A 22,719-nucleotide genomic window follows, 5' to 3' on the forward strand; every position below is an offset into this window, starting at 1 on the left:
AGCGGGACTGACGATGTGGGATGCCACGGCGGCTCCGTTGCTCAGAAGCGGAGGGTGCTGCGCGCCTTGAGCAGTTCGCGCAGCTCGTACTTGTCAGTATCATCCAGACCCTGTTGGCTCTGCTTTGACTGAAGCTCATCCAGACGTTGCATCAGCAGCTGTTTCTCCAGCTGGGCCACGGCGTCATGCAGTTCCTGGGTCCACATCGCCTCATCGCCGGGCAGCGTCTGCGCGGCCAGCTTGTGCAGCGATTCCTGTTCCTCGCGGCCTTCGAAGTGCTCCAGCAGCGCCCCGGTGCTGATGTCCGGGCGCTGCTCGACCAGGGTCAGCAGTTCGGTCAGCAGTTCGATGCCGGGCAGGCGCAGGCCGGTGAAGTGGTGGCCGTCCAGCGTCATCGCCAGCGAGGGCTGCTGCAGCAGAATCGCGATGGCCGCGCGCACCAGGCTGCGGCGCTGCGCCGGCGCGACCGCGCGCTGCGGGGCGCGCGAGGGCGGCGCGGATGCGCTGGGCTTGGCGCCCAGCCCGGTCAGCGTGGTCAGCTGCTGCTTCATCAGGTCGCCAAAGGCGCCATCGGGAATCTGCGCCAGCATCGGCTTGGCCCGTTCGGCCAGGCGGGCCTTGCCGTCGAGCGTGCCCATGTTGACCTCACGGGTGAGCTCGTCGAAGAAGAACTGCGACAGCGGCGTGGCCTGCTGCAGGCGCGCATCGAAGCCCTCGCGGCCTTCCTTGCGCACGATGGTGTCCGGGTCTTCGCCATCGGGCAGGAACAGGAAGAAGGCCTGGCGGCCGTCCTTCATGCGCGGCAGCACCGACTCCAGCGCACGCCAGCCGGCGCGACGGCCGGCGGCATCGCCATCGAAGCAGAAGAACACGTCCGGCGCGTTGCGGAACAGCAGCTCGGCATGGTCCGGCGTGGTCGCCGTGCCCAGCGTGGCCACCGCCTGGGTGACGCCGAACTGGAACAGCGAGACCACGTCCATGTAGCCCTCGACCACGATCAGCCGCTCGATCTTCTGGTTGGCTTGGCGCACCTGCCACAGGCCGTACAACTCGCGGCCCTTGTGGAACAGTGCGGTCTCGGGCGAGTTGAGGTACTTCGGGCCGTCGTCCTTCTCCATGACCCGGCCGCCGTAAGCGATCACGCGGCCACGGCGGTCGAAGATCGGGAACATCACCCGGTCGCGGAACTTGTCGTAGACGTGGCCGCGGTCGTTCTTGGAGAACAGCCCGGCGCGGTCGAGCAGCTTCATCCGCCGCTCGTCCTTGCCCAGTGCATCCTTCAGTGCGCTGTAGCCATCCGGTGCGTAACCGATGGCAAAGCGCTCGCGGTTTTCCTCATCGACCCCGCGCTGGTCCAGGTAGGCGCGTGCCTTGTCGCTGCCCTTCAGCGCGGTCTGGAAGAAGCGCGTGGCCGCATCCAGGGCCGAGTAGAGATCGCGGCTGTCGTCCTGCTGCTGGGCGGTGCGCGGCTGGGTATCGCGCGGCACTTCCATGCCCACGCGCTTGGCCAGCTCATCGACCGCGTCGAGAAACTCGAGGCGGTCGTAATTCATCAGGAAGCTGATCGCCGTGCCATGGGCCCCGCAGCCGAAGCAGTGATAGAACTGCTTGGTCGGCGAGACCGTGAACGAGGCCGAGCGCTCGTCATGGAACGGGCAGCGCGCAGCATATTCCTTGCCCTGGCGCTTCAACGGTACGCGGCTGCCCACCACCTCGACAATGTCGGAGCGGGCCAGCAGGTCGTCGATGAATGCGTCGGGGATACGGGCCATGGGCAGCAGGCGGGGGCATGGCCGATCACGGCCACGCGCGGAAGCGGGGGTACCGCTAGTCTACTAGCTGCCGGCCGTTTCGCCCGGTTTCGGCGGCTCGACACCGGCCTGGGCGAGGTAGGCATGGGCACGCAGGCGCTCATCGATCACCGAGGTCATCAGGGCGCCGACGAAGAACACCACGGTGGCGTAGTAGATCCACACCAGCGAGATCACCAGGGCGCCCATCGAGCCATACGCGCTGCCCGGTGCGACGGTGGCGATGTACAGGCCGATGCCATAACGGCCCAGTGCGAACAGTGCCGAGGTGATCGCACCGCCGATGAAGGCCTGGCGCCACGCCACGCGGCGGTCGGGCAGGTAGTGGTAGAGGAAAGCGAAGCCCACCGTGTACAGCGCCAGGCTGGTCAGATAGCCGATCGCCGGCAGTACCGAGGGCAGGTGCGCGAAGACCACCTGCAGCATGGTGGTGGCGGTCATCGACAGGATCAGCAGGAAGCCCAGCGCCAGCACCACGCCGAACGAGAACACGCGCTTGCGCAGCCACGCCACGATGCCATCCAGGCGTTCGCCGCTGGTGTTGAAGATCAGGTTGAGGGCATTCTGCAGCTGGGCGAACACCGCCGTGGCGCCAACGAACAGCAGCAGGGTGCTCCACACGCCGGCAAGGGTGCCGATGTCCGGTTGGTTGTTGGCGTTGCTGAGCACGGTCTCCGCCACCGAGGCGGCACTGGTGCCGGCCACATCATTGATCTGGCCCAGCAGCGCCTGCTGCGCGGGGGGATACAGCGAGGCCGTCAGCCACAGCAGCAGCACCAGCAGCGGCGCCATCGAGAGCAGGGCATAGAAGGCCAGCGCGGCGGCCTGGGTCATCACGTCCGCATCGATGAAGCGGCGCACCAGTACGGCGGGAAAGCTCTTCTCCAGCCGCGCCATGTGCTTGCGGACCTTGGACAGGGAGTGGCTCGGTTGGTGCATGGACGGCGTCGGGTCGGGAGCGAGGCCCCTGTTCTAGCAAATACCCGGGGTGGGCTGGGTGAAGCGGTCCGATCAAGGCCTGATCTTGACAGATATCGCGCTATCCTTTTGCCCGGTTTTCCACCTTCACAGCAGAAAGGACGCTTCATGAAAGGAATGGTCTACACGACGATGGCGCTGTTGGCGGCCGCAGGTCCGGCGATGGCTGCCGGGGCCTGCGACAAGGCCTTCAAGACGGTAGGGGACGCGCGCAACGGTGCGCTTTACATGGCCGATGTCACCGTACCGGGGCTGAAGGTGCAGAGCGCGCTGGACCAGTTGCGCAAGATTGGCGGCGATGACGAATTTGAAGTCGCTGGGCAGCTGGTGCAGGGCGATACGGGCGATCAGTACCTGATCCAGCGCAAAGGGCTGCGCACCCCGCTGGTATTGGTGGGCACCGCCGACCGGACCGGTCGGGTCACCCTGGCGACCAAACTGGCCCGAGGGCAGTCGATCGAGCCGGCGGCGGCCAAGCAGTCGATGTGCGGGATGCTGGATAAGCTCAAGGCGGGCAGCCAGGGCGACGCGGTTGCCGCAGCGGGACGCACCCAGTACCCGATGCCGGCCATGGAGGCCGTGGCGGCACCGGATCTGTCCAAGATGATGGGCAAGGAAGTCAAAGACACGATGGCCCTGTACCGCAGTGCCGGTGCCTTCAAGGACCTGATGCTGGGTACCACCACCAACAAGGAAGACAAGGGCGACCGCTCGGCCACGTTCCTGCCGCTGTACGCCAAGTATGTGGGGCGGCGCTACCAGATCGACGGCCAGATCTATACCGTCAATCCCAACACGTACTCGACCAAGCCTGGTGACATCGGCTCGATCAACTATCTGGTCACGCCCACCCGCGGCCTGCTGCGCGTCCGCCAGAGCGACAGCTACAACAACAACAACTACACGATCCGCTGCGAATTCGCGTCGGACCAGGCGGCCAACTTCACCATGCTGCGCGAGCGCGACTGGGCCAAGCTGGAAGGCGAGATCAGTTCGATCGAGGAAAGCTCGATGACGCTGCGCAACTGCCGCCAGGCCACCTGACAACGGATCTGCTGAAACTGAAAAGGCCCGCGAGATGCGGGCCTTTTCCTGTGCGGCGTGGCGGCGGGATCAGCCGGCCAGCTGCTGCTTGACCAGCTTGGACACCAGGCCCATGTCGGCCTGACCGGCCAGGCGCGGCTTGAGCGCGCCCATCAGCTTGCCGATGTCGGCCGGGGTGGTTGCGCCGGTTTCGGCGATGGCGGCCTGGATGGCGGCCACGATCTCGGCCTCGCCCAGCTTGGCCGGCAGGTACTGGTCGATCACCACGATTTCCTCGCGCTCGATCACGGCCAGGTCTTCGCGACCGGCGGCTTCGAACTGGGTGACCGAATCCTTGCGCTGCTTGACCATCTTTTCCAGCACGGCGAGCACGGCGGCGTCGTCCAGCTCGATGCGCTCGTCGACTTCGCGCTGCTTGATCGCGGCGTTCATCAGGCGGATCACGCCCAGGCGGTGCTTCTCGCCGGCCTTCATGGCGGCCTTCATGTCATCGGTGAGCTGCTGCTTCAGGCTCATGGGAACACCTCGTGTCGGTGAAAAAGGAAAGCGGGGCGCCGAAGCGCTGGAACGCAAAAAGCCGGTAACGCTCGCGCGTTCCGGCTTCGGCTCCGTCACGACAGGCCAGGGCCTGCCGTATCGAAGTTGCGTCCGATCAGTACAGGCGCTGACGCTTGGTGACGTCGCGCGACGAACGGCGCAGCTGACGCTTCACAGCAGCGGCAGCCTTACGCTTACGCTCCTGGGTCGGCTTTTCATAGAACTCGCGCTTGCGGGTTTCGGCCAGCACGCCGGCCTTTTCGCAGGTGCGCTTGAAGCGACGGAGCGCAAACTCGAAGGGCTCGTTCTCGCGGACTTTAACGCTGGGCATGGAATCTCCGGGACACAGTAGAACCGGGTCACGCCCGGTGAGAGCCGCACATTATAGCGGCGAGAAAAGAAGTTGCAACCCACCCCGGCGAACTTCTTGGCCACGGGTGATGCTGAGACAGGCCAGCGTACGTCTGCCGGGGCCTGAAGAGGTCCATAATACCCGTTATGCGAGTCCTTGGTATCGAATCTTCCTGCGATGAGACCGGCGTGGCGGTGTATGACACCTCCCTGTCCGGGATCGACGCCCTGCGCGCCCACGCCGTCTACAGCCAGATCGCCCTTCACGCCGAGTACGGCGGGGTGGTGCCCGAGCTGGCCAGCCGCGACCACGTGCGCAAGCTGCTGCCGCTGATCCGCCAGACCCTGGCCGAGGCCGGCATGACCGTGGCCGACATCGACGGGGTGGCCTATACGGCCGGCCCCGGCCTGGTCGGCGCGCTGCTGGTCGGGGCGGGCGTGGCCCGTTCGCTGGCCTGGGCGCTGGAGGTGCCGGCGGTCGGTGTCCACCATATGGAAGGGCATCTGCTGGCCCCGCTGATGGAAGACGACCCCCCGCAGGCGCCCTTCGTGGCCCTGCTGGTGTCCGGCGGGCATACCCAGCTGGTGGCGGTGGACCGGATCGGCCAGTACCGCCTGCTGGGCGAGACCCTGGACGATGCCGCCGGCGAGGCCTTCGACAAGACCGCCAAGCTGATGGGCCTGCCGTACCCCGGTGGTCCGCAGCTGGCTGCCCTGGCCGAGCGCGGCACCCCGGGCCGGTTCAAGTTCACCCGCCCGATGACCGACCGCCCCGGGCTGGATTTCAGCTTCTCCGGGTTGAAGACCCAGGTGCTGCTGGCCTGGCGCGACAGCGACCAGAGCGAACAGACCCGCGCCGATATCGCGCGCGGGTTTGAAGATGCGGTGGTCGACACCCTGGCGATCAAGTGCGAACGCGCGCTGGATGCGGCGGGCACCGATGTGATCGTGGTGGCCGGTGGCGTAGGGGCCAACAAGCGCCTGCGCGCCAAGCTGCAGCAGATGGCCGCCCGCCGCGGTGGCCGCGCCTGCTTCCCGCGCCCGGCGCTGTGCACCGACAACGGCGCGATGATCGCCTTCGCCGGCGCCCTGCGCCTGGAAGCGGGCCAGCACACCCCGCCGCAGGTGCAGGTGACGCCGCGCTGGGACATGGCGACGCTGCCGGCGGTGTGAGGCGCGCCCCACCGCCCGATTCCCGGCACATTCCGGACAGCCCCGTTACCATGGTCGCCATCTTCCACGTGGCATGGCTATGGACAAGGTATTCATCGAAGGGCTCGAGATCGATGCCCTGATCGGGATCTACGACTGGGAACGGCGGATCCGCCAGACCCTGCGTTTCGATCTGGAAATGGGCTTCGACAACCGCCGTCCGGCGGCCAGCGACGACATCGCCGATACCCTCAATTACAAAGCCGTCAGCAAGCGCATCGAGCAGTTCGTGCGTGACTCGGACTACGGCCTGGTCGAAACCCTGGCCGAGCGCATCGCCGAGATCGTGCTGCGTGAATTCAACGTGCAATGGCTGCGCCTGAAGCTCAGCAAGCCCGGTGCGGTGCGCGGCGCGCGCGCGGTCGGCGTGATCATCGAGCGCAGCGCGCAGGACCTGGCAACGCCCTGATACCCCCGAGCAGGAGATCGATACACGATGATGGATGCGGTAGTGGCAACCCGATGGCTGGACAGTGTCCAGCGGACCCTGGAACCCTGGCCCTGGGCCTACACCCTGCTGGTGCTGGCAGCGCTGGCCCTGGCGGCCTGGCTGGCCAACTTCGTCACCAAGAAGATCCTGCTGCGCGGCCTGCGCAAGCTGGTCAACCGCCTGCCCGGCCATAGCGCCGGCAATGAAGGCGGCAACAACCTGCGGGTGATCTCGCGGCTGTCCAACGTGGTGCCGAGCATGGTCATCGCCGCCGGCATCCGGATCGTGCCAGACCTGCCGCCGGAGCTGGTGGAGTTCGTGATCGGAGCGTGCCGGGCCTGGGCGGTGCTGACCGTGGCGCTGGCGGTCTCGCATGCGCTGGATGCCGCCAACGATCTTTACGAGCGCCGCCCGGATGCGCGCAACAAGCCGATCAAGGGCTACCTGCAGGTCGTGAAGATCATCGTCTTCGTGATCGCCGGCCTGTCGATCGTGGCGACCCTGCTGGGCGTCAAGCTCGGCCCGCTGGTCACTGGCCTGGGTGCGGCCACCGCGGTACTGATGCTGATCTTCCAGGACACCATCCTCTCGCTGGTGGCCAGCGTGCAGATCAGCGGCGATGGCCGGGTGCGGCTGGGCGACTGGATCGAGATGCCCAGCCAGAACGCCGATGGCGATGTGATCGATATCGCGCTGCACACCATCACCGTGCAGAACTTCGACAAGACCATCACCACCATCCCGACCAAGAAGCTGGTGACCGAGTCGTTCAAGAACTGGCGTGGCATGCAGGAGGCCGGCGGACGCCGGATCAAGCGGTCGCTGTATCTGGATCAGCACAGTGTCGGCTTCGTCGATGCGCCGATGCTGGCCGAGCTGGAGCAGTTCGCGGTGCTGGGCGATTACCTGCGCGGCAAGCAGGCCGAGCTGCAGCAGTACAACGCCGACCTCCAGGCCAAAGGCGTGGCGGCCGTCAATGCGCGCCGGGTGACCAATCTGGGCACCTTCCGCGCCTATGTGGAGCGCTACCTGCAGCACCATCCGGGCATCCATACGGAGATGACCCTGCTGGTACGGCAGCTGCAGCCCACCACCCAGGGCCTGCCGCTGGAGATCTACTGCTTCACCCGCAGCACGGCGTGGGGCGAGTACGAGGGCGTGCAGTCGGACGTGTTCGATCACCTGCTGGCGATCCTCCCGGCCTTTGGGCTGCGGGTTTTCCAGGAATCCAGCGACGCCATGTTGATGGCGGGGCAGCAGCGCCTGGCCGCTGCGGAGTAAGCTCCTGTGCCTCCGTCGCCGCAGTGCGGTGGCGGGGGTCTTTCCTCCCGGGAAGAAAAATGAACGCAAAAGTCATTCACAACGGCCTCGGGAACGCTAGAATCCCGGGCTTGTAAACGTTTTCATAAGGACAGCCGGTGGCCGCCGATCGTATCGAAACCCTCATTGCCCAGATGACCGTCGAAGAAAAAGTCGGCCAGCTGGGTGTGTTCGCCGACATGGTCCGCCCGTTCGCGCCGGATGTGAATCCGGAAGCCAACGTCAGCAATGCCGACCAGGTGCTGCAGCAGGTGCGCGAGGGCAAGGTGGGCTCGCTGTTCAATGGGGTGGGCGTGGAAGCCGGCCGCCGCATCCAGCAGGTCGCGCTGGAAGAAAGCCGCCTGAAGATTCCGGTGATCCTGGCCGCGGACGTGATCCATGGCATGCGCACCGTATTCCCGATCCCGTTGGGCGAGGCCGCCAGCTTCGAGCCGGACCTGGCCGAGCGCACCGCCCGCGCCACCGCCGTGGAAGCCACCGCTGCCGGCCTGCACTGGACCTACGCGCCGGCCGTGGATATCGCCCGCGACCAGCGCTGGGGCCGGGGTGCCGAGGGCGCCGGTGAAGACGTGGTGCTGGGCTGTGCGTTCGCCGCTGCCCGCGTGCGCGGTTTCCAGGGCCCGGACCTGCGCGCCGCCGATGCACTGCTGGCCACCCCGAAGCATTTCGCCGCCTACGGCGCGGTGATGGCCGGCATGGAATACAACATGGTCGACATCTCGCCGCAGACCCTGCGCGACGTCCACCTGCCGCCGTTCAAAGCCGCCTTCGAAGCCGGTGCCCTGACCGTGATGTCCTCCTTCAATGACATCAACGGCGTGCCCGCCAGCGCCAACGCCGAGCTGCTGACCGACATCCTGCGCGGGGAATGGAAGTTCCCGGGCGTGGTGATTTCCGATTACACCGCCGACATGGAGCTGGTCGCGCACGGCTATGCCGCCGATGACCGCGACGCCACCGCCAAGGCCTTCACCGCCGGCCTGGACCTGAGCATGCAGAGCGGCTTCTATGCCGAACACCTGCCGGGCCTGATCGAGAGCGGCGAAGTCCCGATGGCCACGCTGGACGAGTCGGTGCGCCGCATCCTGCGCCTGAAGGAAGCGATCGGCCTGTTCGATGACCCGTACCGTTCGCTGGATCTGGCGCGCGAAGCGAACACCTCGCATATCGCCGCGCATGACGAGCTCTCGCGCGATGCCGCGCGCCGCTCGATCGTGCTGCTCAAGAATGCCGAGTCGGTGCTGCCGCTGAAGAAGGCCGGCCAAAAGATCGCGCTGATCGGGCCGTTCGTGCAGGACCGCGAGAACATCGAAGGTTGCTGGACGCTGTTCGGCGACAAGTCGCGTTACGTCACCCTGGAAGCCGGCGTACGTGCGGCCATCAGCGACGAATCGTTGCTGGAGATCGTGCCGGGCTGTGATCTGGAAGCGGCCGTGCAGGACGGCATCGAACAGGCCGTGGCGGCCGCGTTGCGCGCCGACGTGGTGGTGCTGGCCCTGGGCGAACCGCAGCGTTACAGCGGTGAAGCGCAGTCGCGCGTCGAGATCACGTTGCCGCCGGCACAGCAGGCGCTGGCCGAAGCGGTGGCGATGACCGGCAAGCCGCTGGTCGTGCTGCTGCGCAATGGCCGCGCGCTGGCGCTGCAGGGCGCGGTGCGCAATGCGCATGCCGTGGCGATCACCTGGTACCTGGGCACCCAGACCGGGCATGCCGTGGCCGATGTGCTGTTCGGCGACTACAACCCGTCCGGTCGCCTCCCGGTGAGCTTCCCGCAGGTGTCGGGCCAGCAGCCGTACTTCTATAACCACCCGCGTACCGGTCGCCCGGAACTGCCGACCATGTCCGAGTTCAAGGCGCGCTGGCGCGAGATCCCGAACGAGCCGGCGTACGCGTTCGGCCACGGCATGGGCTACACCACCTTCGCCTATGGCGTGCCGCAGCTGAGCAGCGCTCAGCTGGGCTGGGACGACACCCTGACCATCACCACCACGCTGACCAATACCGGTGCGGTGGCAGGCGAGGAAGTGGTGCAGCTGTACATCCACGATCGCGTGGCCAGCCGCGTGCGGCCGGTGCGTGAGCTGAAGGGCTTCGACAAGGTCGCGCTGCAGCCGGGCCAGAGCACCGAGGTGACCTTCACCCTGGATCGCCATGCACTGGGCTTCACCGGTCGCGACGGCGTGTTCCGCGCCGAGCCGGGCCAGTTCGAGCTGTGGGTGTGCGCCTCGTCGGTCAGCGGCGAGCCGGTGATCTTCGAGCTGCTGGCCGCCTGAGTCGGCATCGCGTCACCCGGTCGTGCCGGCCATTGGTCGGCACGACCGTGATCCATCATCGGCGGCTGACGTCTCGGCCGTTACGCTGGCTCCCTCGTGAAACCGATGGAGCCACCCATGCGCCTGTCCCGTACCCCCTTGCTGTTGGCCCTGGCCAGCCCGTTGTGGCTGGCCGCCTGTAGTCCGTCGGCACCGCCGCCGGCCGATACCGCCGCGGCCGATCCCGCCCAGGGCCCGGCCACGGCTATTCCGGAGGGTCGCCCGACGCCGGGTGAGACCGTACCGTCGTCCGGTCTGTCGCCCGATGCGGTCACGGCCGGCAGCCCTGCGCCGGACGCCGCCGCACCCGCACCGGCACCTGCATCCGCTGGCACCCCGGCACCCACCACCGACCCCGCCACGCCGGCTGTGCCCGCCAACGGCGATGTTCGCCAACGCATCGATCAGGTGCTCGGCGATGCGGCCCAGTACGAAGCAGTGTTCAACGCCTTCCAGAAGGCGGTCAACGGCGGCGATCGCGCGGCCGTGGTCGAGGAAGTGCGTTTCCCGTTGAACATCGCCAATGGCGCCAAGATCACCGGCCCCGGCGAGTTCCAGCGCAACTACGAGCGCATCCTGACCCCGGCCGTGCGCAAGGCCATCGCCGCGCAGAAGTTCGACGACGTCATGGTCAACCAGCAGGGCGTGATGATCGGCGACGGCCAGGTCTGGCTCAACGGTGCCTGCCTGGATCAGGCGTGCCGCCGCACCGAGGTCAAGGTCGTGACCATCCAGTAAGTATCGGTGTTGTGCAGGCTGCCGGCGATGCACCGGCAGCCTGCACGGCTCAGGCCTTCGGCGTGAGCTTGAGCAGTTTGCCGTTGCTGCCGTCTTCCAGCAGCCAGATCGCGCCATCCGGGCCCTGCTCGATCTCGCGGATGCGCTCGCCCATGTCGAAGCGCTCGGCCTCGTGGGCGTTGTCGCCATCGAAGGCCACGCGCACCAGCGCCTTGGACGACAGGCCACCGATGAAGCCGCTGCCCTTCCATGCCGGGAACTGCGTGCCGCTGTAGATGATGAAACCGGCCGGCGAGATCACCGGGGTCCAGGTCACCTTGGGCGCAGCAAATTCCGGGCGGGTGGAATGGTCGGGAATCTCGCGGCCGTCGTAATGGTTGCCGTTGGAGACGATCGGGTAGCCGTAGTTGGCGCCGCGCTCGATCAGGTTCAGCTCGTCACCGCCGGCCGGACCCATTTCATGCACCCACAGCTTGCCGCGCGCATCGAAGGCGATGCCCAGTGCATTGCGGTGGCCGAGCGACCACACCTGCGCGGCCACGCCACCCTGCGAGGCGAACGGATTGTCGGCGGGCACGCTGCCGTCGTCATTGAGGCGGATGAGCTTGCCGAGGTTGCCGCCCATGTCCTGGGCCGGATCGAACTTCTGGCGCTCGCTGGAGGTGATCCACAGCTTGCCGTCCGGCCCGAAGGCAAGGCGGTGGCCGTAGTGACCCTTGCCGCTGACCTTCGGGGTCTGGCGCCAGATCACCTTGAGCTCTTCCAGGGTGCCGCTGCCATCGGCGGCCAGTGCCAGGCGCGCACGCGCGACCGCAGCGCCACGGGTATCGCCGTCGCCTTCCTCGGCATAGCTGAGATAGATCAGCTGGTTCCTGGCGAAGTCAGGATGCGGCAGCACATCGCCGAACCCTCCTTGGCCACCGTAGGCAACCTCGGGAACGCCGGTGATGGTGGCGGTCTTGCGGGTCTGCACGTTGAAGTGCTTCAGCGCGCCCTTCTTTTCGGTGACCAGCAGACTGCCATCGGGCAGGAAGCTCATGGCCCACGGCTCATTGAAGCGGGCGAATTCGGTGGCGGCGAACGGCCACTGCGCCTTTTCCACGACCGGCGCAGCGGCCTTGTCAGCGGCGACACAGGCAGTGGTGAACAGGGCAGGGGTGAGGCTGATGGCGAGGGTAAGCAACAACTTGCGGGTCATGGAAGTCTCCGTCGGGGAGGCGATGGCCAACCCCTGTTGTACACCATGCCCATCAACGCCGCGTGGACCAGAGGTCCTGCCCGATACAACAACGGCGACCCGAGGGCCGCCGCTGGAGGTGGGCCGGACAGGGCGCGTCAGGTGCCGCGCGGTACGCCCTTGTCCAAGTGTGCCTGGCGCAGCGCAGTGGATTCATCCCAGCCACGGCGCACCGCATTGCGGGCCTGCTCCCAGCTCAACTTGCTCTGGCCGCGTTCCTGCGCCCAGCGGGTCTGCAGCTCGGCTTCCACTTCTTCGTACGCGCGGATCATGTCGTCAGCACGGGTGCGATGGCCGAGCTGGTAGGCCGGCTCGTAGTCATCGAAGAACTGGTTGTTGTCATAGTACGGTTCGCTCGGAAAGCGCTCACGCCAGTAATCCGATACGGCCTGGCGCGGAACTCCGTCTTCCGGCACCCGGCCGGGAATCTGATAGTCAGTGCTCATGTGTTGGCTCCGGTTGGGTGAGGCTTCACCGTACCCAAAGCCGGGTTAACGCCATGGACCGGCGAGGTGAATGACACATCAAGTGCCATTCACCTGCGCGTTGGCTCAGCCCTGATGATCGCGACGCGGGAATGTGTAGATGACCGCACCGACGGCGAATGCGATGCCGGCCGCGGCGATGTTCTGCCAGCTCGCACTCGCGAACAACGCCAGGCACAGCACCAGCGCGAGAATCGGAATCAACGGACCCCCCGGCAGCTTCAGCGCGCCGGGACGATCGCGAAAGCGCCGTGCCAGCACCAGCACCGCCGCGGCCGTGCCGATGTAGGCGAACAGACGCGTGGTCATCGACAGCAGCGCCAGTTGCACGAACGAACCGGACAAGGCCAGCGCCAGGGCGATCAGGCCCTGCGCGATGATCGCCGCGGCCGGGGTGCGGAAGCGCGGGTGCACCTGCGCCAGGATCTTCGGCCCGTAGCCATCGCGCGCCAAGGCGAACAGGAAGCGCGGGCCCATCATCATGGTGTTGCTGTTGGTGCCCAGGATGGAGATGGTCGCGCCCACGGTGAGGATCAGGGCGAGCGTGAGCCCGCCGAAGCTGGCAGCGGCATCGGCCAGCGGCGTCGGCGAACTGGCCAGCCCGGCCAACGTGCCCTGTGCGATGAACTGCACCGCGCCGTAGATCACGGTGACGGTGATGATCATGGTGATCAGCGCGAACGGAATATCGCGGCGCGGGTTCTTGTACTCGCCGGCGGCGGCCGGGATGTTCTCGAAGCCGGCGTAGGCATACAGCAGCAGGAGCGCTGCTTCGCCCATGCGCTGCAGATCGTGCGGGTCCGGGCGTACGCCGGAGAAGGCCAGGTCGGTATCCACGTAGAACACGCCGATGGCCACGAACAGCACCAACGGCAGCAGCTTGCCGATCACCAGGATCACACCGGTGCGCGCGGCCGAGCGCACGCCGGCCACGTTCACCGCGGTGAGGAAGCCCAACGAGACCACGATGATCGCGATGCGGCCGATGTCATGCCCGGCCCACGGCCAGAAGCGCGCCACCGCATCGGCCAGCGCGTTGCTGAGCGCGGCCGCCGAGCTGATCCGGGTCAGCCAGATCATCCAGCCGATCTCGAACCCGGCAAACCGGCCGAACGCCTCGCGCGCATACAGATAGCTGCCGCCGGGCTCATCGAAGTAGCTGGCGGCCTGCGCGTAGCAGAGCACCAGCAGGGCGACCACGATGCCGGCGGCGACCACGCCCCACAGGCTGAAGGGGCCGAGCAGGGCGACGGTGGCGGCTGGCAGCAGATAGATGCCACTGCCGATCACATCGTTGATCGAGAGGCCGACGATCTGCCAACGGCTGACCGCGCGTTCGAGTTGCGGATCGGGCGGCGCAGTGCTCAATGCACGCTCCCGGCCAGCACGGGCAGCTGCCACTCGGCCTGCAGGCGCTGGTATTCCGCGCGCGGCAGCAGCACGAAGCGCGGCCGCGCGCTGGCGTTCAACCACGCCAACAGCGTGGTCATGTGCGCAGGCTCCATCGCGGTGCAGCCGGCGGTCGCCTCGCCCGGTGTGCGCCAGAGGTGGGCAAAGATGCAGCTGCCACGGCCGGGCGACGCTTTCGGGTTGTGCTCGATGACGAAGCCCTCGCGGTAGCGCACGTCGCCCTTGTTGTGCAGGTCCAGCCGCATCGGCTCGGTCGAGCCTTCCACCGCTTCAGCCCCGACCACCTCCGCATCGACGATGCGGTTGTAGTACGGCGAATCCGGCACGTCCATGCAGTAGCTGGTGTCGCGCATCGGCTGGTAGGGCAGGCCGCTGGTGAGGCCGGGCGCATAGCCGAAGGCCGGACCGATCGCGAAGATGCCGGCCGGGCTGCGGCCGTCGCCTTCCTGCTTCTGCGGCGTCCCAGGCTGGGCCGGGTGCAGTCCCTCGCCCCACGCGCTGCCGCTGCGGCCCACGGCCACCTCGAAGGCAGCGCCCTGCGGCTGCCAGCCCTTCGCGGTGCGCTCGAACGCCTGCAGCTTGCCTTGGGTGGCATCCCACCCGTCGGTGGTGACGACGACCAGCTGGGTGCTGCCCTCCAGCGCGGCGGCGAAGACGGGCGCGGTGACAACCAGCAATACGGCGGCGGTGACGGAACGGAACAGCGGCATCATCGTGGCGGACTCCAGGATCAGCTGTCGATCAAATGTTCGATCCGTTCCAGGTTCACCCCGAGCTGGCGGTGGCGGTCCGGGTTGGCGTGGCACAGCAGGACGAAGACAACATCCAGCAGCGCCTGCAGAGAAGAACGGTACAGCAGTTGTGCCACGTGCGGTGCCGGGTCGTGGGCGCACAGCACCAGGCTGGCATCGGCATGCGCGCGCAGCGGGTTGGCGCTGTGGCGGGTGATGGACACCACCTTGCCGCCCATATCCTGGAACTGGCGCGACAGCTGGAACAACTGCGGCAGCTTGCCGAACTCGGAAAACACCAGCATCGCATCGCCGGGCCGCGCGGCCGAGAGGTTGGCCATCATCAGGATCGGATCGGCGTGGTGCACGGTGAGCATGCCCAGCAGCGACAGGCGCATGGCGAATTCGCGGGCGTACAGGCCGTCATCGCCCAACCCGTAGACGAACACCTTGGGCGCGCCGTCGATCAGCTGCACGATGGCCTCGATGTCGGCCTGCGGATTGGCCAGCCAGGTTTCCTCTTCGGCGGCGGCCTTGCTCGCACGCAGGCGCTCGGCGACCTGGGCGAAGCTGTCGGCCGCCGCGGGCGGGGGCGGGCGGCTGTGCGGGTCGCTGCCGGCGCGGGCGACGGCCTCCCCGATGGAGTACTTGAGGTCGGGGTAGCCTTTGAAGCCCAGCTTCTGGCTGAACTTGACCACGCTGGACTGGCTGATGCCCAGCGCGCTGGCCAGCTGTTGGGAGGAGTAGTCGCGCAGAAGGTGGGCGTTGTCGAGAATGAAATCCGCGATGCGGCGTTCGATCGCCGACATGTGGTCACGCTCGGAGCGGATTTTCACCAGGGGCGGCATGGGCACGGGGTCAGGACCACCGCCGCGGCGTGATCATGTCCAGCCCACGCACTTCGGTGATACCCAGCCCGGGCGCATCGCTGATGGTGATTTCCGATTCGTTGAAGTTGACCCCACCGGTCACCGGGTTGAACTGGCCCAGCGACGGCCCGTCCAGATCCACCTTGGTGATGATGTCGCTCTTGGCGACGGCCAGGTGCACGGCGGCGGCCACGGAGATGCTCGATTCGATCATGCAGCCGATCATGCACGGCACCCCGTAGATCGCGGCGATATCGGCGATGCGGATCGCGTTGGACAACCCGCCGGTCTTCATCAGCTTGATGTTGATGATGTCGGCGGCGCGCTGCTGGATCAGGTCGAACACCTGGCCGGGGTTGAACACGCTTTCATCGGCCATCACCGGAGTGTTGACCCGGTCGGTGACGTACTTCAGTCCGCTGATGTCGGCCGCCTTGACCGGCTGCTCCAGCAGTTCCAGCACCACGCCGGCCTCTTCCAGCGCCCGCATCGCGTGCACGGCCTGCTTGGCCGTCCAGCCCTGGTTGGCGTCCAGGCGCAGCAGGGCGCGGCCCTGTACCGCGGCATGGATCGCCTTGACCCGTTCGATATCCAGGCCGATGTCTTTGCCGACCTTGATCTTCAACGACTCGAATCCGCGTTCGATCGCCGAGAGCGAGTCGGCCACCATCTTGTCGATGTAGTCCACGCTGATGGTGATGTCGGTGGTGATCACCGGGTCGCCGCCGCCGAGCATGCGGTACAGCGGCGCGTTGTGCAGCTGCGCCCACAGATCGTAAACCGCGATCTCCACCGCCGCCTTGGCGCTGGTGTTGCGCTCCATGGAGCTCTGGATCAGGCCGCAGAGCCGGTTGAGGTTGGCCACGTCCTCGCCGATCAGGCGTGGTTTGATGAAGCCGTCGATGGCCTCGATGATCGAGCCGTGCGTGTCGCCGGTGATCACTGCCGTCGCTGGCGCCTCACCGTAACCGGTGTGGCCGCTGTCGGTACGGACCAGTACCACCACATCTTCGACGGTGTCCACGGTGCGCAGCGCGGTCTTGAACGGGGTCTTCAACGGCACGCGCAGCATGCCGAGTTCGATGTCGGTGATCTTCATTCAGGGGTTCTGTGGCCGAAGGCGCTGGATGTTGGTGATGCGGTCGATGTAGCTCACGGTATCGCTGGCCATCATCGGCTCCAGCGGAGTGACCGACACGCCGTTGAGATGCGCCTGCACGCGCGTGCCGTCCGCGCCGAGCCAGCCGCCGCCGGCGGTGTCATGGATCAGCCAGGTGCGGCCGTCGATATGGCCGATGGCCATCATCACGTGGCCGGGGATGTAGACCAGGTCGCCCACCTGCAGTTGTTTTACAGCGGCATCGCGCGTGGCCTTGCCGTCCTTCGCGGTGAAGGCGATGCGGTCCAATGCCGGGCTGATCGCCTGCGCGCTGGTGTTGCGCGGCATCAGCACGCCGACGCTGCGGTAGATCTCCGAGACGAAGCCACTGCAGTCGCGGGTGTCGTAATCGTGGCCCCAGCCATAGCGCTCGCCGAGGAACTTGAAGGCCTGGGTGAGCAGCGTCCGCGGGGTCAGCGGCAGGTAGTCATCGGCGGTGTCCTGCGAGCGCGGCAGCAGCGCGGGCACCAGCGCCAGCCGTCCATCGGCCTCGCGCACCGGCAGCTGCACCACATGCGCGGCGTGGGCCTGCTGGCCGTTGACGGTCTTCTCCAGCGGCCAGTCGGCGATCACCGGCAGGCGCACGCCCATGTCCAGCTGCAGCCGCGACACGCGCGGTTCCTCAGGCGTGTACGCCGTGAACGCCGTGGCGCCAGTGACCACGCGGTAGGGACCGCGCTGGCCGTAGCCGAGCACGGTGTCGGCATCGCCGATGCCCACGAAGCGCTTCTCGATCCATGCCGAATAGCGCTCGCTGGTGATGAACAGCCAGCGCCCGTCAGCGCTTTCATGCAGCACCGCCACCGCATCGCCGGGGAACAGCGCCGACTCCTGGAAGCGGTCGATGTCGGTGTCGCCCTGGCTGCTGAACACCCGCAACGCGGTCGGGAACGCCCGCAGCGCGGCGCGATGGGTGACCAGGCCGTACTGCAGGGGGCGCTGCGCCGGTATCGCGGCGAGGGCCAGGTTGGCGATGGTCTCGCTGCGCTGCTGGTCGCTGATGGTCTTGCCATCCTGACCGTACAACGTGCGCTCCGGCCACTTGGAGAGCGATTGGATGCTGCCCAGCACCTGCTCGCGCGGCAGTTGCGCCGGCAATGCGCGCAGATTGTGGATAGAGGCATCCTCGGCCCGCATGCGGGCGTTCTGCGCGGCGATCCCGGCGCGATCGAGAATCACGCGGTCCGGGTCGGGCAGGCGATCGGCCCAGAAACCGGGAGCGAGATACGCCTCGCGCAGGGCGATGACCCCGCCGAAGTCGGGACCGGGCGCGGCACGGGGGGCCTCGGCCCACGCGGGCGCCAGCGTGGCCGCAAGGACCGCCGCCAGCACGGCGCGCGACAGCCAGCGGGACCGCACGGGGCGGTGGGGGGAAGCCTGGATCATCACGCGGTCACCCTCCTCAGGAAGCATCAGGAATATTTATTCCTTTTTTCGGCGAAAGCAAGAATAAATTATTGACCGGCTATCAGGCCCGTGTTACACAGCGATTACCCCACCCGCACCTTGGGAAGTGTCGCCGTGGATCCTGTGATGCGCAAACCGCGATTGCCTCTGCCTGCTGTCTGGTGCCTGTGCGCTGGTCTGCTGGCGACGCCGTGGGGGCTGGCCGCCGCGCCGGCCGCGCTGCCGACGGTGATTGCCGGCATCGACCGCGGTGCGTTCGCGCAGGTCGAGGCCGACATCGCCACGGCGTTGCAGGATCCGAGCCTGTCGGCAGCGGATCGTCAGGCCTACGCCTTCGAGCGCGAACGCATGCGTCGCATGCGACTGGATTTCACCCTGGATGCGGCGGCCGCCAAGGCGCAGCTGCGCAAGCAGATTCCCGACCTTCGCGATGACGAATTCGCGCGCTGGGATTCTGCCGGCCTGATCGAACACCTGGATATCGATGGTCATCGCCGCTATTTCAAACGCGCGCCGTCCAACCTGTTCCGGATCAGTGCCGAGGCACGCGCGCGGCGCGCACCCGACGCCCCGGTGCCCAAGGACGGCCCGTACGAGCATCTGCACCCGCACCACGAAGAGATCGTCGCCGCCGCCCGCGACGCGGGCGCGACCAGCGTGGTGCCGCGCCGCGTCGAGGTAACCCAGTCGCTGGTGGTCAAGGCGGATGCCGTGCCCGCCGGGGAAACGATCCGCGCGTGGATTCCGTACCCGCGCGCCCTCCCGGGCCAGCAGGACGACATCACCTGGATCGCGAGTATCCCGACCGGCGCGCAGGTGGCCCCCGACGCCACGCTGCAGCGCACTGCCTACCTGGAGCGCACCGCGGTGGCCGGCACGCCCACCGAGTTCCAGATCCGCTACGCGGTCACCGTGTACGCGCGGCACATCGCGATCGATCCGGCTGCGGTCCGGCCGACGCCGGACGATCCGGCACTGCAGCCTTACCTTGCCGAGCAGGCCCCGCACGTGGTGTTTACCCCGGCGCTGCGTGCGTTCTCGCAGCAGGTGGTCGGCACCGAGACCGATCCGTATCGCATCGTGCAGAAGCTGTTCGATGCCGTGGATCGGATCCCGTGGGCCGGCGCACGCGAGTACGCGACGATCTCCAACATCAGCGATTACGCCCTGCGCGCCGGCCATGCCGATTGCGGGCAGCAGACCCTGCTGTTGATCGCGCTGCTGCGCCTGAACGGCATTCCCGCGCGCTGGCAGTCGGGCATGGTCTATTCGGACGATGCGGTCGGCTACAACAACCTGCACGACTGGGGCGCGGTGTACCTGGCGCCCTACGGCTGGGTGCCGATGGATGTCACCACCGGGCGCCTGGGCAGTGCGCAGCCGGCGCTGCGTGATTTCTACCTGGGCGGGCTGGATGCCTATCGCATCGCCTTCAACGATGACTACGGCCAGCCGCTGGTGCCGGCCAAGCAGCACGTCCGTTCGGACACGGTGGATTCCCAACGGGGTGAGGCCGAGTGGTCCGGCGGCAACCTGTACTTCGATCAATGGAACTACGACTTCCAGTCGCACGTGGTGCCACTGGAGGCCAAGCGGTAAACGGCGGTATCCACGATTCCACATCTGCAGGAGAGAGCAGGGAATGAACGTAAATCGATTGAAGCGGGCGGCGCTGTGCGTTGCGCTCGGGGCGTGTCTGGGCAGCCTGGTACCGATGACGGCCTCGGCACAGAATGTCAGCGGTGCTGTCGCCGGGCGTGCCACGGCAGGTGACCAGGTGACGGTGGTCAGCAATGCCACCGGGCTGACCCGTACGGTCACCGCCAGTGCCGATGGCAGCTACCGTCTGGGCCAGTTGCCGGTCGGCGACTACCAGCTGCAGCTGAGCCGTGATGGCCAGAAGCTGGGCGAGCCGTTCGCGGTGAGCGTGGCGGTCGGCGGTACCACCACGGTCAACCTGGCCAGCAGCGGCGATGTCGTCAACCTCGATGCACTGCAGGTGATCGGTGCCCGCGTGGTCAACCGCGTGGATGTGTATTCCACCGAAACCTCGTTCAACGTCAACCGTCAGGAGCTGTCACGCCTGCCGGTGGCGCAGGACCTGTCGGCGGTGGCGCTGCTGGCGCCCGGCGTCGTGGGCGGCAACTCCTCCTTCGGCGGCCTGTCCTTCGCCGGTTCTTCGGTGGCGGAGAACGCGGTCTTCATCAATGGCCTGAACGTCACCGACATGTACACCCGCCGGGGCTTCTCCAGCGCGCCGTTCGGGTTCTTCAACGAATTCCAGGTCAAGACCGGTGGCTACTCGGTGGAGTTCGGCCGTTCCACCGGCGGCGTGATCAACGCGGTGACGCGCTCGGGCACCAATGAGTTCCAGGGCGGCGTGGAAGTCACTGCCGAACCCAGCGCGCTGCGCTCCAGCCCGCGTGACCATTTCCATCGCGATGGCACGCCGCATTCGTATGCCAGCCGGGACAACAACTCGTTCCTGAAGACCAACGTCTGGGGTTCCGGCCCGATCATCAAGGACAAGCTGTTCCTGTTCGCGATGTATGAGGACCGCGACGACACCGGCCACAACACATCGTCCGATGCGTTGAGCTGGTTCAAGAACAAGAGCGACAACGGCTTCTGGGGCGCCAAGCTGGACTGGAACATCAACGACAACCACAGCCTGGCACTGCTGGCGTTCTCCGACGAAGGCGAGATCACCAACGGCGCGTACAACTACGATTGGGATGACGATCAGATCGGTGCCTGGGGCGGCGATTCGGTCACCGAAACCGGTGGCAAGAACTGGTCGGCGACCTACACCGGCCACTTCGGCGAGAACTTCACCGCGCGCGCGATGGTGGGCGAGAACAACCAGCGGGCCTTCACCAACTCCTCGCTGGATGAAGCGTGCAGCCCGGTGTTCACCGATGCCAGCTACGCGCCACGCCTGGGCCAGCTCAACGGCCTGCGCGCCGGCTGCCATCCCACCGGCACCGCGGTCGCCGAGCGCGACGACACCCGTGAGGTCGCGCGGCTGGACTTCGAATGGCAGCTGGGCACGCACCTGCTGCGCTTCGGCGTGGACCGTGAGCTGATGACCACCAAGCAGTCCACCCGCTACCCGGGGCCGACCCAGCTCAGCTACACCGCCTACGTCGCCCGCCCCGGCGATGAAGTGTGGGACGGCGCCAATGCCTATGTGCCGGCGGGCGTGACCGAGATGCTGCGTGCGCGCAACCGCGTCTCCGGCGGCACCTTCGAGACCGAAGCCAACGCGTTCTACCTGGAAGACATCTGGAACATCACCCCGAACCTGATGTTGAACCTTGGCGTGCGCTGGGACCGCTTCGAGAACCGCACCGCCGATGGCGACGCCTTCATCGAGATGGACGACCTGATCGCGCCGCGCTTCGGTTTCTCGTGGGACATGAAGGGCGACGGCAGCACCAAGCTGTTCGGCAACGCCGGCCGCTATTACCTGCCGGTGACCAACAACATCAACGTCAACTTCGCTGGCGGCCTCACCGACGAGTACTCCTACTACGTGCTCAACGGCTGGCAGCAGCAGGCCAACCCGGTCACCGGTGCGCCGTACATGGCCCCGGTCATCGGCCAGCAGATCGGCCCGGTCGATACCCGCATGAACACCGGCGCGGCCGATCTGCGCCAGAGCGTGGACAAGGACCTGAAGGCGGTCTACCAGGATGAGTACATCCTCGGCTTCCAGACCATGATCAACCAGGCCTGGTCGTGGGGCGTCAATGCCACCTACCGCAAGATGGACCGCGCGCTGGATGACATGCGCATCAACCACACCCCGTGTGGCCCGACCGGCACCACCCTGTGGCCGATCGCCAACCCGGGCGAGAGCCTGACGATCTGGGGCGATTCCAGCATCGGCTGCGCCACCGAGGGCTGGATCACCATCGATACCTCCAAGGATGGCTACCGCAAGGGCGGCAGCCTGGAGGTGGTCGGCTACTCCAAGCCCAAGCGCACCTACAAGGCACTGGAGTTCCAGATCGACCGCGCGTGGGATGAGAAGTGGCTGTTCAACGCGTCCTACCTGTGGTCGCGCAGCGATGGCAACTTCGAAGGCCCGGTCAACTCGGATACCAACTACGGCGACACCGGCATGGTCCAGCACTGGGATCATCCGTCCAACAACCAGCGCTATGGCCCGCTGTTCAACGACTTCCGCCATCAGTTCAAGTTCCGCGCCGCCTACGCGCTGAACGAGCAGTGGTCGTTCGGCACCACGCTGCAGGTGCTGTCCGGTGGCCCGATCACGGCCTTCGGCGTGATGTGGCCCAACGATACGGTCGCCGGTGGCAGCACCTCCAGCGAAGGCAGCGGCGGTGGTACCGGCTGGCTGTGCGTGGCCAACTGCTCGGGTCCGTACAACCAGCGCCAGTTCGAGTACAGCTCGCGCGGTGCGTTCGGTCGTCTGCCATGGACGTGGACCATGGGCGCCAATGTCACCTGGCGTCTGCCGGTGGAGGGCATCGACCTGAGCGCACGCCTGTCGGTCTACAACCTGTTCAACAACCAGACCGTCATCAACGTGCACCAGCGCTATGAGGCCCAGCCGGGCCAGGTGCGTGAGAACACCTTCAACACCGGCACCCGCTGGCAGGCGCCGCGCTACACGCAGCTGATGGTGACCTGGAACTTCTGATCCGGTCCGTACGTGGCAG

At 66.8% G+C, this 22,719-nt stretch carries 19 protein-coding genes; 8 read left to right on the plus strand and 11 right to left on the minus strand.

Annotated elements, in window-relative coordinates; all coding sequences use genetic code 11:
• Positions 1 to 41: 41 nt before the first annotated feature.
• Positions 42 to 1,772 (minus strand): DNA primase, encoded by a 1,731-nt coding sequence (dnaG, locus tag ACTT2I_RS00160; RefSeq protein ID WP_421100693.1) that lies wholly within the window; start codon positions 1,770 to 1,772, stop codon positions 42 to 44.
• A 63-nt stretch (positions 1,773 to 1,835) separates the two neighbouring features.
• Entirely contained in the window at positions 1,836 to 2,750 is a 915-nt protein-coding gene (locus ACTT2I_RS00165; protein WP_088434564.1) for a YihY/virulence factor BrkB family protein, read from the minus strand.
• 147 nt (positions 2,751 to 2,897) lie between these two features.
• On the opposite strand from ACTT2I_RS00165, the gene ACTT2I_RS00170 reads away from it, so the two are divergent.
• Positions 2,898 to 3,833 carry a hypothetical protein gene (locus tag ACTT2I_RS00170; RefSeq protein ID WP_293980856.1) on the plus strand — a complete coding sequence of 312 codons (936 nt, stop codon included), beginning with the start codon at positions 2,898 to 2,900 and terminating at the stop codon, positions 3,831 to 3,833.
• 69 nt (positions 3,834 to 3,902) lie between these two features.
• Here the strand turns inward: ACTT2I_RS00170 and ACTT2I_RS00175 are convergent, their stop codons facing one another.
• A complete protein-coding gene (locus ACTT2I_RS00175; protein ID WP_070426478.1) occupies positions 3,903 to 4,349 on the minus strand; it encodes a GatB/YqeY domain-containing protein in 447 nt (148 codons plus the stop codon).
• 136 nt (positions 4,350 to 4,485) lie between these two features.
• On the minus strand, positions 4,486 to 4,701 hold the full coding sequence (rpsU, locus tag ACTT2I_RS00180) for a 30S ribosomal protein S21 (protein WP_002808376.1): 216 nt from the start codon (positions 4,699 to 4,701) through the stop codon (positions 4,486 to 4,488).
• Between the two features lie 167 nt (positions 4,702 to 4,868).
• Here rpsU and tsaD point away from each other — a divergent pair, with 167 nt between their 5' ends.
• From tsaD to ACTT2I_RS00205, 5 genes are all read left to right on the plus strand, one after another.
• A complete protein-coding gene (gene tsaD, locus ACTT2I_RS00185; protein ID WP_070471538.1) occupies positions 4,869 to 5,894 on the plus strand; it encodes a tRNA (adenosine(37)-N6)-threonylcarbamoyltransferase complex transferase subunit TsaD in 1,026 nt (341 codons plus the stop codon).
• Between the two features lie 79 nt (positions 5,895 to 5,973).
• A complete protein-coding gene (gene folB / locus ACTT2I_RS00190) occupies positions 5,974 to 6,342 on the plus strand; it encodes a dihydroneopterin aldolase (RefSeq protein ID WP_088434566.1) in 369 nt (122 codons plus the stop codon).
• A 27-nt stretch (positions 6,343 to 6,369) separates the two neighbouring features.
• Positions 6,370 to 7,644 carry a mechanosensitive ion channel family protein gene (locus tag ACTT2I_RS00195; RefSeq protein WP_088434567.1) on the plus strand — a complete coding sequence of 425 codons (1,275 nt, stop codon included), beginning with the start codon at positions 6,370 to 6,372 and terminating at the stop codon, positions 7,642 to 7,644.
• Positions 7,645 to 7,781: 137 nt separating this feature from the next.
• Positions 7,782 to 9,956: a beta-glucosidase BglX gene (gene bglX, locus ACTT2I_RS00200; protein WP_421100692.1), complete on the plus strand. Its 2,175-nt coding sequence runs from the start codon at positions 7,782 to 7,784 to the stop codon at positions 9,954 to 9,956.
• 117 nt (positions 9,957 to 10,073) lie between these two features.
• A complete protein-coding gene (locus ACTT2I_RS00205) occupies positions 10,074 to 10,733 on the plus strand; it encodes a hypothetical protein (protein WP_421100691.1) in 660 nt (219 codons plus the stop codon).
• A gap of 49 nt (positions 10,734 to 10,782) precedes the next feature.
• Here ACTT2I_RS00205 and ACTT2I_RS00210 read toward each other — a convergent pair whose 3' ends face one another.
• From ACTT2I_RS00210 to ACTT2I_RS00240, 7 genes are all read right to left on the minus strand, one after another.
• A complete protein-coding gene (locus tag ACTT2I_RS00210; protein WP_421100690.1) occupies positions 10,783 to 11,931 on the minus strand; it encodes a PQQ-dependent sugar dehydrogenase in 1,149 nt (382 codons plus the stop codon).
• A 137-nt stretch (positions 11,932 to 12,068) separates the two neighbouring features.
• Positions 12,069 to 12,416 carry a hypothetical protein gene (locus ACTT2I_RS00215; protein ID WP_176990529.1) on the minus strand — a complete coding sequence of 116 codons (348 nt, stop codon included), beginning with the start codon at positions 12,414 to 12,416 and terminating at the stop codon, positions 12,069 to 12,071.
• A 105-nt stretch (positions 12,417 to 12,521) separates the two neighbouring features.
• Complete coding sequence (locus ACTT2I_RS00220) at positions 12,522 to 13,823, minus strand: APC family permease (RefSeq protein WP_088434570.1); 1,302 nt, start codon at positions 13,821 to 13,823, stop codon at positions 12,522 to 12,524.
• Positions 13,820 to 14,578: a L,D-transpeptidase family protein gene (locus ACTT2I_RS00225; protein ID WP_421100689.1), complete on the minus strand. Its 759-nt coding sequence runs from the start codon at positions 14,576 to 14,578 to the stop codon at positions 13,820 to 13,822. The genes ACTT2I_RS00220 and ACTT2I_RS00225 overlap by 4 nt, the downstream gene beginning before the upstream one ends.
• Positions 14,579 to 14,595: 17 nt before the next feature.
• The gene (locus ACTT2I_RS00230) at positions 14,596 to 15,444 is read right to left on the minus strand and encodes a MurR/RpiR family transcriptional regulator (RefSeq protein WP_088434572.1); all 849 of its coding nucleotides are present in this window, start codon (positions 15,442 to 15,444) and stop codon (positions 14,596 to 14,598) included.
• A 10-nt stretch (positions 15,445 to 15,454) separates the two neighbouring features.
• Positions 15,455 to 16,564 carry a dipeptide epimerase gene (locus ACTT2I_RS00235; protein ID WP_088434573.1) on the minus strand — a complete coding sequence of 370 codons (1,110 nt, stop codon included), beginning with the start codon at positions 16,562 to 16,564 and terminating at the stop codon, positions 15,455 to 15,457.
• Complete coding sequence (locus tag ACTT2I_RS00240; RefSeq protein ID WP_421100707.1) at positions 16,565 to 18,010, minus strand: C40 family peptidase; 1,446 nt, start codon at positions 18,008 to 18,010, stop codon at positions 16,565 to 16,567.
• Positions 18,011 to 18,157: 147 nt separating this feature from the next.
• Between ACTT2I_RS00240 and ACTT2I_RS00245 the strand changes: the two genes are divergently transcribed.
• Both ACTT2I_RS00245 and ACTT2I_RS00250 read left to right on the plus strand, forming a co-directional pair.
• Entirely contained in the window at positions 18,158 to 19,630 is a 1,473-nt protein-coding gene (locus ACTT2I_RS00245; RefSeq protein ID WP_421100688.1) for a transglutaminase-like domain-containing protein, read from the plus strand.
• A gap of 43 nt (positions 19,631 to 19,673) precedes the next feature.
• The gene (locus ACTT2I_RS00250) at positions 19,674 to 22,700 is read left to right on the plus strand and encodes a TonB-dependent receptor (RefSeq protein WP_421100687.1); all 3,027 of its coding nucleotides are present in this window, start codon (positions 19,674 to 19,676) and stop codon (positions 22,698 to 22,700) included.
• Positions 22,701 to 22,719 lie beyond the last annotated feature (19 nt).

Source organism: Stenotrophomonas sp. PUT21 (genome assembly GCF_052232875.1).
Lineage (GTDB): Bacteria > Pseudomonadota > Gammaproteobacteria > Xanthomonadales > Xanthomonadaceae > Stenotrophomonas > Stenotrophomonas maltophilia_N.